Raw genomic sequence first — 16,572 nt, 5'->3', positions numbered from 1 at the left:
ACCAACCTCGACGCCGTCTGGTGCTATCCGATCGGAACGCCCGACCCGCGCGACACGTCAGGATCGCGCGGTCTGGCGGGTCCGCGGTCTGGTTGACGAGGTGTGGGTGAACTCCTCCCGGCCGGAGGTTCCACGGCGAGGACCGGCGCGGAGGCGCGACGGGGACACCCGCCCTGCTCGGGCAGCCGGGGGCCACCTGCTGGGGGATCTTCGACGACCGGGAGTTGGCCAGAATACGCCTGCTGGACAACGACTACTGGAGCATCGGCGAGTCCGTCAACGATTCCGATCGGACCCCGCCCTGGGTCGTGGACGAGTTCACCGCGACCTCCGCCCACTACTGGACGGCGCCCACCATCTCGGGGCTCGAAGCCGAGGTCGGTCTGCCCCCTGGATTCCTGATGTCCACAGTTGACAGCTACAACGCTGCCGCGCGTGCACCGCGACAGGTCGACCCGGAGCACCGCCGGAATTTTGCGGGGCCCAGAGCCATCGAGCGGCGGCCGTTCCACGCCATCCAGTACTTCCCGCTCGTCCAGAAGAACCTGGGCGGAATCCGCACCGACGGCCACGCCCGGGGTCCTCGTCGCGCACGGGCGCGCGATCGCGGGCCTCTACGCGGCCGGCGAGCTGACGGGCATGGTGGGCGGCCGGATCAACGGCAGGGCGGCGCTAGAGGGCGCCCATGCTCGGGCCCTGCTAGTTATGGGCCGCGTCGACGGCCAGCAAACCGTAATTGACCAAGTCACCTGTTGACGCGCGCCTCACGCATTTGTAGGTTGAAGAAGCGTTCCCAGCGGTCAACAGACGCGCCGGACACCCACGGAGGGCACCACGATGAGGGCAGGGCAAACGATCTTCGACTGCGTCGTGCACGTTCACAACCTGCGTGAGGACAACGTCATCGAGACAGACGGAAGGATTGCGCAGAACAACATCTTCCGGCTCACGAAGCTCGCCAAGCGCGGCGTCGACAAGCCCCCCACGTACTCCGAGTTCGCTATCGACTGGTCGCCGGAGCGGATCGGCGAGATGCTGTTCCACGCCGACTCCCAGATCGACTACGCAATGGTGCAGACGGTGCCGCTGTTCGAGCTTTACCGGGACGGCCTCGACGTGGTCGAGAAGCAATACCGGCTCGCCCAGCTCTACCCGGACAAGGTGATCTTTTGCGGCGGCACCGACCCGGTGCTGCGCGGCACAGCCGGCGCCATGAACGACATCGACCGTCAGATCGGAGAGCTCGGGGCCCGTTCGATCAAGTTCTACAACGCCCACAGCAGGGGCCGGTCATGGTCGATGGACGACCCGCACATCGCGTACCCGATGTTCGAGCGCATGCTCGACCTCGGGGTCAATCTCGTCCAAGTGCACAAGGGCAACCCGATGGGTCCTGAACCCCTGAGCGCTCTGCACGCGCACGACGTCGCGGAAGCCGCGCTGCGCTACCCCGAGATCAACTTCATCGTGCACCACCTCGGAGTGCCCTACGAGGACGAGACGATCCTCATCGCCGCCCGCATCCCGAACGTATACCTGGCCACCTCCACGTGGATCAACAGCATCCTGATCGCGCCCATCCCCACCGCACAGCGGATCGGCAAGGTCCTCTACTACGCCGGCAGCGAGAAGCTGCTGTGGGGATCCGAGACCCCGCTGTGGCAGAACCCGCAGCGACTCCTGGAGGTGCTGTGGGACTTCCAGATCCCTGAGGAACTGCAGGACGGCTACGGCTACCCCGCCATCACCGACGAGGACCGGGCCAACATCTTCGGCGGGAACATGCTCCGCCTGCTGGGCATGCCGCAGAAGGCGCTGGCCAATGCAGCCGCATGATGAGGACCTCGCGATCCGCGCCCAGGGAGTGCTCAACCGGGCGGTGCGTCCGCTGCTGAACATCGACGCCGGCGACGTCGAGATCACGGACGTCACCGACGGCCGCATCTCCGTGAGCCTGATCGGCTCCTGTGGGCGGTGCATGTTCCGGGCCAATTGCGTCCACAACGTGGTCGTGCCCGAACTGGTCCATCAGCTCGGCATGGCCGTGGAGGACGTCGCCGTCAAGGGCGTACGGGTGCGGCCGGCAGCCCTGCAGTTCCGCCACGACGTGGACAGGACCGCCCTGCCCGCCGCCTCGAGCCAATCGAAGGATGAGAGCGCATGAAGCTGATCAGTTTCGGCCCCGCAGGCGCGGAACAGCCAGGACTTCTCGTGGCTGACGACCGGTACGTTCCCCTAGCGCCTTTCCTGGCGCGGTACGGGGTCGTCGGTGACATGAACGCCGTCCTCGGGTTGCTGCCGGTGCTGCGCGACGAGCTGGCCGGCTACGCGGCCGTGGCCGCCGTGGCCTCGCTGCCCCTGTCAGACACTCGCCTGGGCCCGCCTGTGACCCGCCCCAGGAGCATCATCGCGGTTGGGGCGAACACGCACTCGCACGTCAAGGAGGCGTCCCGCCACACGGGCGGTTACGTGTCGAAGATCCCGATGCTCATCACCAAGGCGGTGTCGTCGCTGTGCGGTCCCAACGACCCCATCCGGCGTCCGCCAGAGTCACGCAAGCTGGACTACGAGACCGAGCTCGCCGTGGTGATCGGCAAGGCCGCGAGCAACGTCTCCCCGGAGAACGCGCTCGACCATGTCGCCGGCTACATGGCCTGCAGCGACGTCACCGCCCGAGACGTGCAGACCGGTGAGGGCGAGGACGTCGACTTCTACTGGCAGCACTTCCGCGGCAAGTCCTTCGAGACGTTCCTGCCGACCGGCCCGTGGATCCTCACCGCCGACGAGCTGCCCGACCTCGGTGAGGTCAAGCTGCAGACCTACGTCAACGACAAAGTTCGACAGAACTCGGACCTGAGCGACCTGGTCTTCGACATCCCCTCCATCATCGCGTCGGTGAGCTCCTGCGTACCGCTGCTTCCGGGGGACATCCTCGTGACGGGCTCGCCGGAGGGCGTGGGCCACTTCATGGATCCGCCGGGATACCTCGAGCCCGGGGACGTCCTTCGCACTGTCATTCCCCCCGTGGGGGAGCTGTCCAACAAGGTGGTGGTGAGCTGATGAGCATCCAACCGCAGGCCGAGCCGGGTCGCACCAGCATCGGCGCGAGCGTCGTCTCCGTGACCAGCGCGCCTGGCCGGGCGAAGATCGTTACTTTGCCGGTCACGCCCGAACCGGTCCAGATGGGCGTCCACGGGCCGGTGGCGGACCACTACAAGATCCCGGAGGGCACGTTCACCCCGCTCGCCACGACCCTCGACTACGTCGTGGGCGCAACGGTCGCGTGCCTCACCGGCACATTCGGGGGTCGCCTGGCCGCCGTCGGCCAGAGCACGACCGACGGCGAGTTGCAGGCGGACGGCGAGGGGGAACTGGTCGCCGAGCGTGGCGTCATCCGCATCCGCAGCATCCAGATCCGGTACCGGTTGCGGCTCTCGCAGGGAGTCGATGAGGCCGCGGTGCGCCGCGCTCACGAAACCCACACCAGGTTCTGCCCGGTTGCGCAGAGCATAGGCGGCTGCGTGGAGATCACGACGCAGCTCGAACTCGTGACCTGAGTTGCGACACGAGGACCATGGGCGGCCTCGCTCTGCTGATCGCAGGGCGGCCGCCCTGGTTTTCCTCGGCGTGCTGCTGGTCGGTCTCAACCTCCGACCCGCGATCACCAGCCTGGGAGCGGTTCTCGAGGAGGTGCGGCACGACCTGGGGATGTCCGGAACCGCTACCGGTCTCCTAACCGCACTCCCGGTCCTCTGCTTCGCCCTGGTGGGCGCCGTCACGCCCGCGCTCATGCGCCGTCTCAGCCACGAGAAGATCGTCGCCGCTTCCCTGGCGATGCTGGTGGCCGGGTTGACGATCCGGCCGATAACCTCACTGCCCTCCGTGTTCATGGTGGCGAGCACACTGTCGCTGACGGGCATCGCGGTCGCGAACGTGGTGCTTCCCGGGCTCCTGAAGGAGTACTTCCCGAACCGGGCAGGGCCGGTCAGCGCACTCTTCGGTGTCTTCATCGCGCTCGGCACCTCGGCCGGGGCGGCGTTGACCGTACCCGCCGGACACACCATCGGTGGCGGGTGGCGCGCCGGCCTGGCTGTCTGGTCGGCCGTCGGGGCGCTGGCACTCTTCCCCTGGCTGGTCGCCGCCCACGCCGCCGGGCGCTCCCGCCACGCTCCACGCCCCTCGGACGGGGTCAGGGCATGGCGGTCGGGCAGGGCCTGGGCCCTGGTGGCCTTCTGGGCGTTCCAGTCGGCGCAGGCGTACGTCCTGTTCGGATGGTTGCCGGTGATCCTGCAGGACGCGGGGCACACACCGGCAGAGGCCGGCTGGCTCCTGGCGCTCCTGAGCGCGCTCGGCGTGCCTGTCGCTTTCGTGGTGGCGGCCGTGCAACGCCGCCGCGACGACCACCGCATGACGACGTCAGGGTTGATGCTCTGCTACGTGGGCGGCTACATCGGCCTGGCGTGCCACACCGGCCACCTCACAGTGCTGTGGGTCTCCCTGCTCGGAATCGCGTCCGGGGCCTTCAGCCTGATGCTTTCGCTGCTGACCACGCGGAGCCTGACCTCGGCCGGCACCGATTCCCTGTCTGCGTTCGTCCAAAGCCTCGGCTACCTGCTCTCCGGTGGCGTCCCGATCGTGGCCGGATGGCTGTCGTCGCAGACCGGGTCTTGGCGTCCCTTGCTCATCATGATGATGGTCCTGCTCGTACCGCAGACCGTGGCCGGGCTGATCGCGTCCCGGCCGTGGTTGCTGGAGCAGGACGTGCGCGATCGGGACACGCACCTTGAGCGAACTCCTCCGGTTGGGCGATCGTGAGCGGGCCGTCCGGGGCGGAGTCACCCCTCGCCGGGCTCGGCGCCGCTACTGTTTTCGAGGCGTCCGACCGGGTGACGGCGCTGCCGAGCCGGATCAAGCCGCTGGATCCGGAATGGACGCTGGTCGGCAGGGCGGTGCCGGTCGTGTGCGCCGGCGGTAGCAACTGGTCGCTCCACCAGGCGTTGGCCGCAGCTGGCCACGGAGACGTCCTCGTGGCGAGTGTCGGCAGCGTTCGCCGACGTGGCTACTGGGGGGAGTTGATGACACGGGCGGCGCTGGTTCGGGGAATAGCTGGTCTCGTCATCGACGGGGACGTCCGTGACTCGCGCCAGATCAGGGCGCTGGGGTTCCCCGTATTCGCGACCGGTTTGTCGGTGGCAGGCGTGGGCAAGTCGGACGAGTCGTGCTCTTTGCCGGCGGGGGTGGCGCGGGTTGCGGGCAGGACTGTGCACCATGGCGACCTCGTCATTGGCGACGCGGACGGAGTCGTGATCGTCCCGGACGCCGAGGTCGACCGTGTCGTGGCGAGCGCTCTTCGGCGTTGCGCACGTGAGGAGCGCATCATCAGTGAGCTTGAGCAGGGCGTCCCGCTGCTGGATCTGCTCGGCATTGGGGGGCGGGGGAGCGCGGCGCTAGTCGGCGGTGAACCCGTATGAGGGCATATTGAGGACGATCTCGTCGACCGTCCGGATGGAGTCCGGGTCGGACAGGGTGACGTCGGCGAGGTTGGGATCAGTCGAGAACAGGGTGAACTGGTCGTCGAGGTAGGCCTCCCACTCGGCGAGGACGCCGTCACGGTCGTGCGCCTCGAGCATGCCGTGCATCCGGTGTCGGTGCGGCGCGAAGTAGTCAGCCTGCTTGCGCCAGAAGCGCTTGCCCTTGCGGCCGTTCGCCATGAGTTGGAACTGCATGAGCATCCGTATGAGGAACGTCTCCAGCGCGAACAGCAGTGGGTTGTGGGCGCCCGCGGAGAAAGCGACCTGGAACGCCACGATGCTCTCGGCGATTGTCTGGACGTCCTGCGCCTCGTCGCAGCGCGTCATCGCATCGCGCATGGCTTTCAGGTCACGGTCCGTGGCGTGCTCACACGCAAGGGAGGCGGAGTACATCCCGAGGACCCGCCGCACGTTGAATGCGTCGAGCATGTGCACCCGTTCCATCTGCAGGAGGGTCTCCAGGGTGCTGGTGACGAAGTCGCGGGTGCTTCGCGTCACGTAGACACCACTGCCGTGTCGACTCTCCAACAGGCCCATCACCTCTAGCGCGCGGACAGCCTCCCGGATGGTCGGCTGGCTCACTCCGAAGTGGGCGGCCAGGGCCCGCTCGGTGGGGAGCTTGGCGCCGAGTTCCAGCCGGCCGGAGGCGATATCCATGCGGAGCGCCTTGATGATGGCGTCGGACACCTTGGTCCGAGCCACGAGGGGAGCGGCCGCGGAGGGGGTGCTGGCCGGTGAGTCCGCGCCGGAGCGGGAGTTGGTCGCGGCCGAGACGGGCGGCCTACGAGAGATGGTCAACGAGCCCTCCGTTTGTCTGGTTCCCCGTGTTGATGCATGTTACTAGCTCACCTGGTCAATTCGCTCCCGGGTCTACCCCGTCCGCCTCCTCGGACAGTATTTCAAGTCACCAAGTCTCTTGTGCAAAAGTCTCGGATGCCGGTAGAGTTCGGAAGGCGGAGAGACCCTTTGCGTCATGTGAAGCGCGCGTACCCGGGCGCGCTCGGCCGGCCCTTCCCGCAGTCATCTGTACGGACCGGAGTTCCCATGTCTGATGCCCTCACTGCCCCCGCACCCCGCGTGGCCAATCCCCACCCCTCGATAGCTCTCTCCCCCGAGGAGCAGCAGACGCTGGAGGCGGTCCAACGGCGAGTCCTCTGGCTGTCCGCATCAATCGTCAACGCAGCCAACAACGGCCGCCCCAACCCCTCAGGGGTCAAGGTCGGCGGGCACCAGGCGTCAAGTGCCTCCATGGTCGGCATCATGACATCCCTGTGGTTCGCCGAGCTGACGGCGACGGACCGTGTATCGGTCAAGCCGCACGCCTCCCCGGTGCTGCACGCGATCAACTATCTGCTCGGCGACCTGGACCGGCGGTACCTGCCGACGTTGCGGACCAGGGGCGGCTTGCAGAGCTACCCGAGCCGGACGAAGGACCCGGACCTCGTCGACTTCTCCACCGGCAGCGTCGGTATCGGTGCCACAGCGCCCCTGTGGGCCGCCATATCTCACCGCTACCTGAGGGCCCGGTTCCCCGACACGTCGGCGGCGGGCAGGTGGATCAGCCTGCTCGGAGACGCCGAACTCGATGAGGGTGCCGTATGGGAGGCCGTCGCCGACCCGCAGGTCGCGCGCCTCGGCGAGTTGCTGTGGGTGGTCGACCTAAACCGGCAGTCGCTGGACCGGGTCGTGCCGGACATGCAGATCGCCCGACTTCAAGGCATGTTCGCGTCGGCCGGCTGGCAGGTGCTCACCTGTAAGTGGGGAAGGCGCCTGCAGGCACTGTTCGACCAGCCGGGCGGAGGGGACCTCCTGCTCCGGCTAGAGGACATGAGCAATGAGGAGTACCAGCGGCTGCTGCGCACCCCTGCCGAGCAGGTCCACCAGCGGCTCCTGTCCGAGCACCCTGCCAGTACGCCGATGCGGAGTCTGCTCCACGGCCTCTCCGGCGCCGACCTGGCCGCCGCCGTGCGCGACCTGGGCGGACACGACCTGGGCCTGCTGACCGAGACCTACCGGACCGCCGACCTCGACCGCCCCACTGTGATCTTCGCGTACACGATCAAGGGGTGGGGACTGCCGACCGAGGGCCACCCCAGCAACCACTCCGCACTGCTGAAGCCCGCCCAGATGGCCCAACTCGCAGCCAGCCTGGGCGTCGACGCCAGCGACCCATGGACACCCTTCGCCGACGAATCCCCCGAGGCCCGGCTGTGCGCGAGCGTCGCCGAGCGCCTCCGCCGCCCCGAGGTCGTGACCGCCACCGTACCGGAGCTGCCCACGTCGCTCGGACGGCGCCATCAGGGCAGGGTATCGACGCAGGCCTCGCTCGGGCGCTTCCTGCTCGACCTGCGCCGGGCGGCCCCGGAAGCCTCCGCGCGGGTGGTGACGGTCAGCCCCGACGTCGCGTCGTCGACCAACCTCGGCGGCTGGATCAACCAGACCGGGGTCTGGTCCGTGGGCGAGCGCCGCGACTGGTTCGCCGACGACGCCGAACGGCTCCTCAAGTGGGTCGAGGGCATTCAGGGCCAGCACATCGAGCTGGGCATCGCCGAGACCAACCTGGTCGGGCTGCTGGGGGAGCTCGGGGCTACCTGGAGCCGGTCAGGCCAGCCGCTGCTGCCCATCGGCACCATGTACGACCCGTTCGTGAACCGGGCCCTGGAGCCCTGGTCGTTCGGCATCTACGCGGGTGGACAGTCGATCCTGATCGGCACCCCCTCTGGGGTGACGCTGGCACCCGAAGGAGGGGCGCATCAGTCCATCACCACCCCATCCATCGGGCTAGAGCAACCCGGCTGCACCGCTTGGGAGCCGGCGTTCGCCCAGGACCTGGAGTGGTGCCTGTTGGAAGCCCTCGGGCGGCTTGGCAGACCGGATGGCGAGTCCGCGTACTTCCGCCTCTCCACCAGGCCCCTGGATCAGACGCTCGCGCGTCACCCCGAGGACCCGCTCCTCCTCGAGCGGCGGCGCCGGTCGGCCATCTCGGGCGGCTACCGCATCACCCCGTACGACCCCGACGAGCACGTCACCCTGGTCGGGGTCGGAGCCGTCATGGCGGAGGTGGTGGAGGCCGCGGTGCGCCTGGCCGAGCTGGGCGTCAACGCCGGTGTGGTGTGCCTGACCAGCCCGGACCTCGTCTTCCGTGCCTGGCAAAACAATGGTGGGAAACCGGTCGCGCTCGGCACCAGCAGAGGCGACGTGCTATCCGCCCTGTTTTCGGCCTCCCAGCGTTGCCCTCTGGTGACTGTCCTCGACGGGCACCCGCACACCCTGTCCTTCCTGGCCGCTCTTCGAGGCGACCCGATCGCCTGCCTCGGCGTGTCCCAGTTCGGCCAGTCGACAAGTCTCGAGGATGCCTACCAGCTGCACGGCCTGGACCGGGACGCCATCGTGGAAGCGTCTCTTGACCTGCTTAGACGCTGAAGCAAAGTCAGTCAGCGGTAGCCGCCGGATCAGGCTGACACCGCTCACGCCGTCGCGGTGGCGGCACCTGGCTCTCGGTGACACGATCGGGATGTACGAATCTCCTTGCGCCGGCGCCATCGCGACCGCCACAGACACCCGCTCACCCGTCGGCCCGCCCACGAGCTGAACACGGAACCGTCCTGCGAACCCTCGCCGAGGACGGCGGCGAGCGACGATGGGGGAGCCAACACTGGTGACTGGGGGGGGCGAGCTTTCGGCGGTGCCCATTCGCATGAGCGCGGAGAGTCAACCGAGGGTGACTTCCTGCCGTCGATTGGTCGGCTGAGAGCATCTTGGGAACGGGCGGGCTGGCTGTCGCACGTCAACGTCCGCCGCAGCCGTCGCTACTGGACCTGGTTGCGGGCGTTGAGTTGACGGGCGACCTGCGGGTCGGGCACGGCCGCGGCCGGCGGTCGCAAGCCCGACGTGGCGCCCGGTTTGGGGGAGCAGGTTGGGAGCAACCGGGTGTCCTGAACGGCTCCGAACGGCATCCAACCGCACGGAACAGCAGCTAACTGCACCCACCCCTGCCTGCGGCCTCTCGTTTCCGCAGGTCAGAGTCGGTGCAGCGTCCTGTTTCACACCGAAGAGGTCACTGGTTCGATCCCAGTATCGCCCACCATCGATATACGCAGGTAGGAAGCCCGTCGCCGGAGCCACCGGTAACGGGCTTCTCCGTTGTCACCCCATAAATTGGGAGCAGTTTGGGAGCAGGGACGTCGGAGACCCGTCCGCCGCCTCCTGCCTCTGAGTAGTGGCGCATCCGTGGGCGCTAGCACAACAAGCCGGGGCCGGAGAATTAGCTCCCGCCCCGGGTTGAATCTGGCGGGTGCACAAGCGTGCCGCAGGCGAAGGTGCCCCCAACCTCGTCAGGTGCTGGCGGAGCGGTAGCGGCTAACCATGACCACCGCGATGGTGGCGGCGCCCAGCAGCCCCGCGAGCGTGAGCAACCAGAGCCCGGAGCCGACGCTCATCTGGGTAGCGGCGCTCATCGCTTTGCCGATGCCCAGAGGATCATCCCTACCGGACATGCTCGCCCGCATGTCCGCCTCCTTCGACTGCAGCTCGGCGATTTTCCACACCCCGATCCCGAGCAATCCGAGGGCGGAGAGACCGGCAAGGACCGGCACGGCGATGGGCATCCGCTGGCCCCGCAGGGTCAACCCGGCGTAGACGGTCATCACGAGGCCGAGTCCAGCAGTGATCCAGCCGTCCGAGCCGTCGACACCGGACACGCTCATCGTGCCGAGGATCGGTGCGCTGATCTTGGCCCAGGGCATAAACGAGCCAATGATGGCGGCGAGGCCGGCGCCCAGCACAATCCATTCACGGACCGGTCGCGGTGCGGTCGGCGTCGCGGCAGGCCAACCTTCAACGGGCCCGCCTCCGACGGGTTCACCCACGGACGGCGGCTGGTCCGGCGGCGGGGGCGGAGCGGACTCATGCACCATTCTTCGTTCCTCTGGATGTCGATGCCCTTCTCACCTCTCGAGATGGGCGGAGAGGCAGCAATCTATGACACCGCCATAAAAGGAACCAGCGGTCGGACGGATGACCGAGGTGTGGTCGCTCATGGAGGAACTCTGGCCGGCCGGAGCGCGTCTGCCTAGATCGGGACGGCGGGGACTGCCCTTCTGGCACAGGGCGAGCGGACTCGGCTCGCCGCAGTGGACGCGAGGTCGGTTGGGTCGACCAACCAGGTGCGGCCGACGTGGTGTCGACCTGCTGACAAGGGTGCTCCGCCGCACGGCATGGCTTGTCCGCGCTGTGCTGCTCCTGGCTGCTGGCGTGCCGGCCCACCGGCGGCGGCCCACCAGCAAATCCCCGCGGCGCCCAACAATGCGGATTATGGGGCCTGCCTGCCGGCCGACTCGGGGATGCGGAGCCTTTCCAGCGCCTGGCGCGCGAGCTCTCCGACAGCGGGGAGATGCGATGTGCAGGCCCGGAAGGCGCGCTGGATCTGGTGTGGTAGGCGGTGCTCCTCGGCGATGGTGATGGCAGCCTGGAACGCCGTTTCAGCTTGGGATGTGTCGGCGCGGGCCAGAAGGACTTCGCCGGTGGTGACCTGGAGGATCGCCTGCCATTGGGGTGGTATGGCGGCGATGGACATGCGGTGGCGATCGAGCAGCTCGGTGGCCAGGTCGGGTCGGTGTGTTTGGACCAGCCCGCGCAGGTGCACTTCGTGGAGGGCATGGAGGCTGGTGAGTCCTGTGCCGGGTTTGGCGTCGACCAGTCGCCAGGCGATGGTGATGGCGTGGTCGAACAGGGCGGGGTCGCCGAGTTCGCCGGTGGCTCGGGCGAGCTGTACCAGGCCGGCACCTCGGTCGAGATCAGGCGCAAGTTCCACTGCGCGTTGAAGTCGGGCGACGGCGGCGGTATGCCGTTCGACCTTGCGCAGCTCGTTGCCGTGTACTCGGAGGGTGAAGGCGAGCAGGTCCTGGTCGTCGAGGTGTTCGGCCAGCCACAGCGCCCGGCCGGTCCATCGGGCGGCGCTGACGAGTCGTTCCTCGGGCAAGACGTAGCCGAGTGAGACGCCGAGCTCGGCGCGGGCACGGGCAAGCAGGAGCATCACCTCCCGCTCGACATGCCCGTCGGCGACGCGGCTCTCTAGGCGGCTGACCAGCGGCCAGAGCTCGTTGACGGCGTCGGCGCCGTGCCCGGACTGTCGCGCGATCGCGGCGAGGCGGATCGTCGACTCGCCGAACTGGAGCATCGCGGTGAAGTCGGCGTCGTCGGGGTCGCTTACCCCGAGCGTGTGCGCAGGCAGACCGAGGTGGCGGGCGATACGTAGCCGGGCCGCGACATCGCTGATCTCCCGCCGCCCCGTTTCGATCATCGAGATGTAGGTCGCGTCGTAGCCGAGCAACTCCGCTAGACGCCGCTGGCTTACACCAGTCGCGACCCGGTAGGCGCGCATGATGGCCGCGAGATCGCCGCTGGCCAACGCCGCCCGTGCGGTGTCACTGGTCCACAACCACAAGGCCGAGCCGCCACGGCGCCGGACAGGGACCGGCAGGGCGGCACCGGCGATGGCATGGCAAGCCGGGCACAACGGCGACGTGCCCCGGCGGCCGACCTTCGCCCCGCAACCGCCGCACTGCATCGTCGGTCGCCTACATGATCCGGGTACTGAGATTGGCGTACCAGGTCGCGATGGACCTCTTGTACCCGTCGGGCATGCACAGCGCCGCGGCCTCGGCCTCCGTGAACAGGCCGACTTCCTTGTGCTCGTGGCTGACGACCGGGTCAGCCTCGGCGCCGACGTGGCAGCCGTACGTGATGATCAGGACATCGACGTCGTCGCGGATGTGGTACTGCCAAGCGTCCAGCAGCGGGCCAGAGGTTACCGCCCAGCCGACCTCTTCGAGGATCTCCCGGGTTACGCACTCCGCCGGTTCCTCACCGAGTTCCAGCTTCCCGCCCGGCAGCTCCCACTCGTCGCGCTCGTTGCGCAGCAACAGCACGCGGCCGTCGCGGACCACGACGCCTTTGACCGAGACAGGGAACAGGTGCGGCTGGTAGCTCATCGGCCGGCTTCCCTCCACTGGTGCAAGGCTCTAGACCGTCCGGAACGTAGCACGGTCTTGGCTCGGCACCGGGCGGCTCCGCGTTGACAATCCGTCACTTGATGCCTGCGGTAGGTGCAGCCATGGTGAACGCGGCAACGCGACCCCGCCGGAGGTGACCAAATGCGCGACTTTAACGACCTGCCCCACGTAGATCTACGCGACCCGGACAGCACGGCTCGCATCCTGAATGGCCTCACCACGCACGGCATCACGATCTTCCAGGGCGGAATCGAACGGAACCATCTGCTCCGTGCGGCCCGGTCATTGATCAGCATCCGCGCGCACCGCGACAGCGACTCCGACGGGGTCACGGCCATCGCCCGGCGGCCAGCGTCCAAAGACGGAAGAACCAGCCTCGCCGGCTTCACCGATCGCCAGCTCTGGCCCCACACCGAAGGATCGGCCGTATGCCGGCCACCGGGCGTCCTGATGCTGGCATGTCTACGACCGGCGCAGACCGGTGGACGCAGTCACCTGGTGGACGGACGCGAACTCTACGATGAGATCGTCCGCACCGAACCCGCCATGCTCGCGGCGTTGTCCATGCCCCGATCGGCGTATTTCGGCGGAGGCTCCGGCCACCTCGGCGCGGTGTTCGAACAGACGACCGAAGGCCGAATTACCGTCCGGCTTCGCCTCGACGAGCTTGCACGATTCTCGCCGATGCTCCTGTCGTCTATCGATCGACTTCGCAGGCTCGTCCAGCAGCTGACCATTCCAGTCGACCTAGGTGCCGGTCACGGCTACTTCCTGCTCAACGACCGCTGGCTCCACGGCAGAACCAGGTTCACCGGCAACCGCATGATGCTGCGCATCATCGGTGACCCGCTATCCACCGATCGTTTGCCGAGCGGTTTCTGCCCAGCAGAGGCTCCGCACCGCGCCCTGCGAGCCGCCCGCAGTCGTCGACACCACATCACGACCTCGCCCAGGGTCTGCGGATGCACACCAGCGCCCGCCCAGCACTGGACCGAATCAACAATGCCGACACCGGCGTCCTAAAAGGCGCGCCATGAACCTGACCTCGATCGTGGCCATCAGCGCAGCCCTTGTGCTCGGATTCCTCGCCGGCCTGCTCACGTTCAAGCGCTCGCTGCAATGGTGCCGCAGCTGCGGCGCATCCCTAAGCTGCCCGGAATGCACCCCGCCGCGAGGCCCACAGCCGGCCAGGCAGATCGCGATGCGCGAACCGGGACACCGGCGCCCATAGCCGTCAGGCGATTCCACGCCGGCCGACATCCGCGCGCGAACGGCCAGCCAGGGCGGCCCCAAAAGCGCTGTCAGTAGCCGGAAGCATGAGATCACCAGCAGGAGGAGTGCGACGTGGCCATCATCCAGGAGACCCGCCGGCGGCAATCAGAGATCGGGTCAGCTGAGCAGATCGCCTCCTACACCCTGGCCATGGAACGTAGACACCGGCAGGTGTGGTCACGGAGGAAGGTCAGGTCAGTGCGCCAGTGCGGCTGTGGACCGCCCTGCCGGTCGAGACACCGGGTACCACTCACACGAGGGCACTGGCCCGGTGAGGCGTCATGACAACGCACGGACCCGTTCTGCCGATCTGGACCTGCGCCGGGTGCGGTGCCCCTTGGCCCTGCCGCACACGACGCCACGAGCTGCGAGCCGAGTTCGAACGCGCCCCCATCTCCCTCGCCCTATACATGGGCTCCTGCATGGTTGCTGCGAGCCAGGACATGGGCTGGGCTCCCGCTGGTCTACTCCACCGCCGGTTTCTGGGGTGGCTGCGTGACCGCACCCCGCACTAGAGACCTGCTCCACGTGACCCCAGCAGCCCCGCCGCGCCCCCGCCCTCGACCACCGACTCACCCGCGTCTGACACCGGCCCTTGAAGTCGGTTCCTGTAGGTACCGCTTGGGTCGAAGATCCGGTCAGTACGTCGAAGCACGCATGGATGATCTGGGGCTCGACGTCGACGCAGTCCTAGGGTCGATGCCGAGCATCTCCGATGGTCGGCTGGGCCACCCGCTGGCCCGAAAACCGCTGATCCGCAAGGGCAACCGCACACCCCCGCACGGCACCGTCAGGCTAACGATCGCCGGGTTCGCCCACCTGCCTGCCCATGCGGGCGTCGTGGACATGTTCCTCGCCGTGCTAACGAGCTGGCCGACCGTCGCGCCAAGGCCCCATACGGCCGACGCACGTGATCGAGGTGAGCCTGTCTGGCCCTGAAGTGCTAAGCGACCTCGGTCTTCAGGACAAGCCGTTGATCCGGCTGTTGCCCGGGATCATCCGAGGAGAGCCGTCGACTTGGCTGAGCACCGGCGGCGTCGGTAACGAGGTCTGGAAGCCCACACCATTCGTGCGTCGCTTCCGCAACGTATCGTCGGTCGACGAGTACCTACACCGCCTGCGAGCCTGGCTCGAGCCTGCCGCCCAGCCCGCTGCAGTCGTCACGTCCCCGCTGAGCCTCGTAGCAGCGCTCGACTATCTCGACGTCGTATGGCGGCTACGCTTCGACGCCGGACTCTTGGTCGTGCCGAGCGCCGAACGGGCAGCCCGGCTTGCCTTCGACGCGACGACCGCCGAGGAGCTCGACAACCGGCTCAGCGCCCTCGGCGAGATGTTCAAGGGATTCGACGTCCCGGGTGACTGCCGTCAGCGTAGGTGACGATTTTCCCAGGAGTGAAAAGAGGAATAGTCCGGGAGGAGCCCGGGCGCTTCGATCACTGGCGGTGGCGACGGGATTTGAAGCTGCGGAGGGTTTGCCCCTCACATGCTTTCGAGGTCTGCGACCCGATGTCCGGCAGCCAACAGCAGCGTCCGCAAGTAGGTCTTCGGCTACGCCCCGCCCGTGGGCGAAGCGGTCCGAACGCCGGCGAACGAGACCAGAATCGAGACAGGTCAGACAGTCGCCCGAGGTCGTGGATACGGACGGAGCGCCGAGAACAGTTCCGGCACCGTGAGCTTCAGGACTAGATCGCCCGGCGCTAACGTCCTGCGTTCATGAGGTCGGCCGTGAGCGGCCTACTGCGGCTGGCCGTCGCTGCCATCCGCCGGCCGGAACAACCGGGGCAGACCCCCATCGTCCCGGCTCCGGTCCGGCAGCCGAGGCGAGCGTTTTGTAGATGCGCCCCACACCAGGAGTACAAGTGCGACGCCGGCCAAGGCACCCTTGACCGGGTCGCTGACTGTCGACCCGATGCAGAACAGCAGGATGAATAACCCGACCCCCAGCAAGATCCGGCCTAGACCTGGGGGCAAAGGCTCAGAAGAGCCAGCATTCGCCGCGCCAGATCGTATAGAGCGTGATCGACCAAGCGCGGACCTGGCGACTGTCACGCCGCTCTCGGACAGCACGGAGTCGGCTGGGACGCTTTTGCTCCGCACTGGCGCCGTGATGGTGCTGATGCGACGGGCCAGTTCGTTCACCGGCTTCATGGAGCCGTCGAGCTCGTAAAGGAACAGTGCGATGTCGTGGTCGGCGGCGTACGCGACGGCCGTGGCAGCGTAGTCGCTGCCAGTGAAGAAGATCAGTTGCTTGGTCGTGACGTGGCCCCGAGCGCCGAATAGGAGCTGCAGCTCCGGCCGCCCGACCTGGGCCGCCTTGTACTTGACCTGCGCAAGCGCGTCCCCTGCCCGGATATCAATGCCGCCGTCGGAACCGCCGGGGGCGGCCACGGCGTCCGCATAGCCCCAGTACCGCATCCACGCGGCGGCGTTGTGTTCGGCCTCCTGCCAGGATCGGACCGCCCGCGGTGCAGGCGGTGGCGACGCCGGGGCGCAAGAGTTGTCGAGGCTACTCACGCCGGAAGTATCGCAGCGCTAGCTAGCGGAGACCGCCCCCTGTGAGGACTGCTGTGGGGCATGGTCGAGATCCCTTCCGGGCCGAGTGCCGGTCCATCATGGTGAACTGCACTCCTTGCTCCGCTGCCATAAGGCACTTCTGGTCGATCACGTTGGGCGGGACGCCGTCCTCGTCGACGGGCACCAGCAAGGACCGGCCGTCGACCAGACCTCCAACGCACGCACGTCGACCTCCTCCCACA

Annotated in this window: 15 protein-coding genes; 10 read left to right on the top strand and 5 right to left on the bottom strand. The window is 67.7% G+C overall.

Features of this window, described 5'->3' with window-relative positions; translation table 11 throughout:
- Positions 1-224 precede the first annotated feature (224 nt).
- The 7 genes from ACFYPD_RS25475 (at position 225) to ACFYPD_RS25445 (ending at position 5,471) form a co-directional block, all read left to right on the top strand.
- Positions 225-740, top strand: a complete 516-nt coding sequence (locus tag ACFYPD_RS25475) for an FAD-binding protein (RefSeq protein ID WP_387118316.1) — start codon at positions 225-227, stop codon at positions 738-740.
- Between the two features lie 97 nt (positions 741-837).
- Positions 838-1,836, top strand: a complete 999-nt coding sequence (locus ACFYPD_RS25470; protein WP_387118313.1) for an amidohydrolase family protein — start codon at positions 838-840, stop codon at positions 1,834-1,836.
- Positions 1,823-2,164 (top strand): NifU family protein, encoded by a 342-nt coding sequence (locus ACFYPD_RS25465; RefSeq protein ID WP_387118310.1) that lies wholly within the window; start codon positions 1,823-1,825, stop codon positions 2,162-2,164. The genes ACFYPD_RS25470 and ACFYPD_RS25465 overlap by 14 nt, the downstream gene beginning before the upstream one ends.
- Positions 2,161-3,060: a fumarylacetoacetate hydrolase family protein gene (locus tag ACFYPD_RS25460; RefSeq protein WP_387118307.1), complete on the top strand. Its 900-nt coding sequence runs from the start codon at positions 2,161-2,163 to the stop codon at positions 3,058-3,060. The genes ACFYPD_RS25465 and ACFYPD_RS25460 overlap by 4 nt, the downstream gene beginning before the upstream one ends.
- Positions 3,060-3,557 (top strand): OsmC family protein, encoded by a 498-nt coding sequence (locus ACFYPD_RS25455; protein WP_387118304.1) that lies wholly within the window; start codon positions 3,060-3,062, stop codon positions 3,555-3,557. The genes ACFYPD_RS25460 and ACFYPD_RS25455 overlap by 1 nt, the downstream gene beginning before the upstream one ends.
- 70 nt (positions 3,558-3,627) lie before the next feature.
- On the top strand, positions 3,628-4,815 hold the full coding sequence (locus ACFYPD_RS25450) for an MFS transporter (RefSeq protein WP_387118302.1): 1,188 nt from the start codon (positions 3,628-3,630) through the stop codon (positions 4,813-4,815).
- Positions 4,812-5,471 carry an RraA family protein gene (locus ACFYPD_RS25445; protein WP_387118299.1) on the top strand — a complete coding sequence of 220 codons (660 nt, stop codon included), beginning with the start codon at positions 4,812-4,814 and terminating at the stop codon, positions 5,469-5,471. The genes ACFYPD_RS25450 and ACFYPD_RS25445 overlap by 4 nt, the downstream gene beginning before the upstream one ends.
- Here the strand turns inward: ACFYPD_RS25445 and ACFYPD_RS25440 are convergent.
- The gene (locus ACFYPD_RS25440) at positions 5,448-6,218 is read right to left on the bottom strand and encodes a FadR/GntR family transcriptional regulator (protein ID WP_387118296.1); all 771 of its coding nucleotides are present in this window, start codon (positions 6,216-6,218) and stop codon (positions 5,448-5,450) included. The genes ACFYPD_RS25445 and ACFYPD_RS25440 overlap by 24 nt on opposite strands.
- 357 nt (positions 6,219-6,575) lie before the next feature.
- Between ACFYPD_RS25440 and ACFYPD_RS25435 the strand changes: the two genes are divergently transcribed.
- On the top strand, positions 6,576-8,954 hold the full coding sequence (locus tag ACFYPD_RS25435) for a pyruvate dehydrogenase (protein WP_387118293.1): 2,379 nt from the start codon (positions 6,576-6,578) through the stop codon (positions 8,952-8,954).
- Between the two features lie 911 nt (positions 8,955-9,865).
- Here ACFYPD_RS25435 and ACFYPD_RS25430 read toward each other — a convergent pair.
- The 3 genes from ACFYPD_RS25430 to ACFYPD_RS25420 form a co-directional block, all read right to left on the bottom strand.
- Entirely contained in the window at positions 9,866-10,399 is a 534-nt protein-coding gene (locus ACFYPD_RS25430; protein WP_387118290.1) for a hypothetical protein, read from the bottom strand.
- Positions 10,400-10,842: 443 nt separating this feature from the next.
- Positions 10,843-12,099 (bottom strand): helix-turn-helix domain-containing protein, encoded by a 1,257-nt coding sequence (locus ACFYPD_RS25425; protein ID WP_387118287.1) that lies wholly within the window; start codon positions 12,097-12,099, stop codon positions 10,843-10,845.
- Positions 12,100-12,109: 10 nt separating this feature from the next.
- The gene (locus ACFYPD_RS25420) at positions 12,110-12,523 is read right to left on the bottom strand and encodes an NUDIX domain-containing protein (protein WP_387118284.1); all 414 of its coding nucleotides are present in this window, start codon (positions 12,521-12,523) and stop codon (positions 12,110-12,112) included.
- Between the two features lie 162 nt (positions 12,524-12,685).
- On the opposite strand from ACFYPD_RS25420, the gene ACFYPD_RS25415 reads away from it, so the two are divergent.
- Positions 12,686-13,567, top strand: a complete 882-nt coding sequence (locus tag ACFYPD_RS25415) for a TauD/TfdA family dioxygenase (RefSeq protein ID WP_387118281.1) — start codon at positions 12,686-12,688, stop codon at positions 13,565-13,567.
- 1,159 nt (positions 13,568-14,726) lie between these two features.
- Positions 14,727-15,194: a hypothetical protein gene (locus tag ACFYPD_RS25410; protein WP_387118279.1), complete on the top strand. Its 468-nt coding sequence runs from the start codon at positions 14,727-14,729 to the stop codon at positions 15,192-15,194.
- Between the two features lie 356 nt (positions 15,195-15,550).
- On the opposite strand, the gene ACFYPD_RS25405 is transcribed toward ACFYPD_RS25410, so the two are convergent.
- Complete coding sequence (locus ACFYPD_RS25405; RefSeq protein WP_387118276.1) at positions 15,551-16,330, bottom strand: restriction endonuclease; 780 nt, start codon at positions 16,328-16,330, stop codon at positions 15,551-15,553.
- Between the last annotated feature and the right edge of the window lie 242 nt (positions 16,331-16,572).

This window comes from Micromonospora sp. NPDC005299 (genome assembly GCF_042872345.1).
In the GTDB taxonomy this organism is placed as follows: Bacteria; Actinomycetota; Actinomycetes; order Mycobacteriales; family Micromonosporaceae; genus Micromonospora.
The sequence above is the reverse complement of the archived record's forward strand: the minus strand, read 5'-3'. Positions and strand labels throughout refer to the sequence as shown.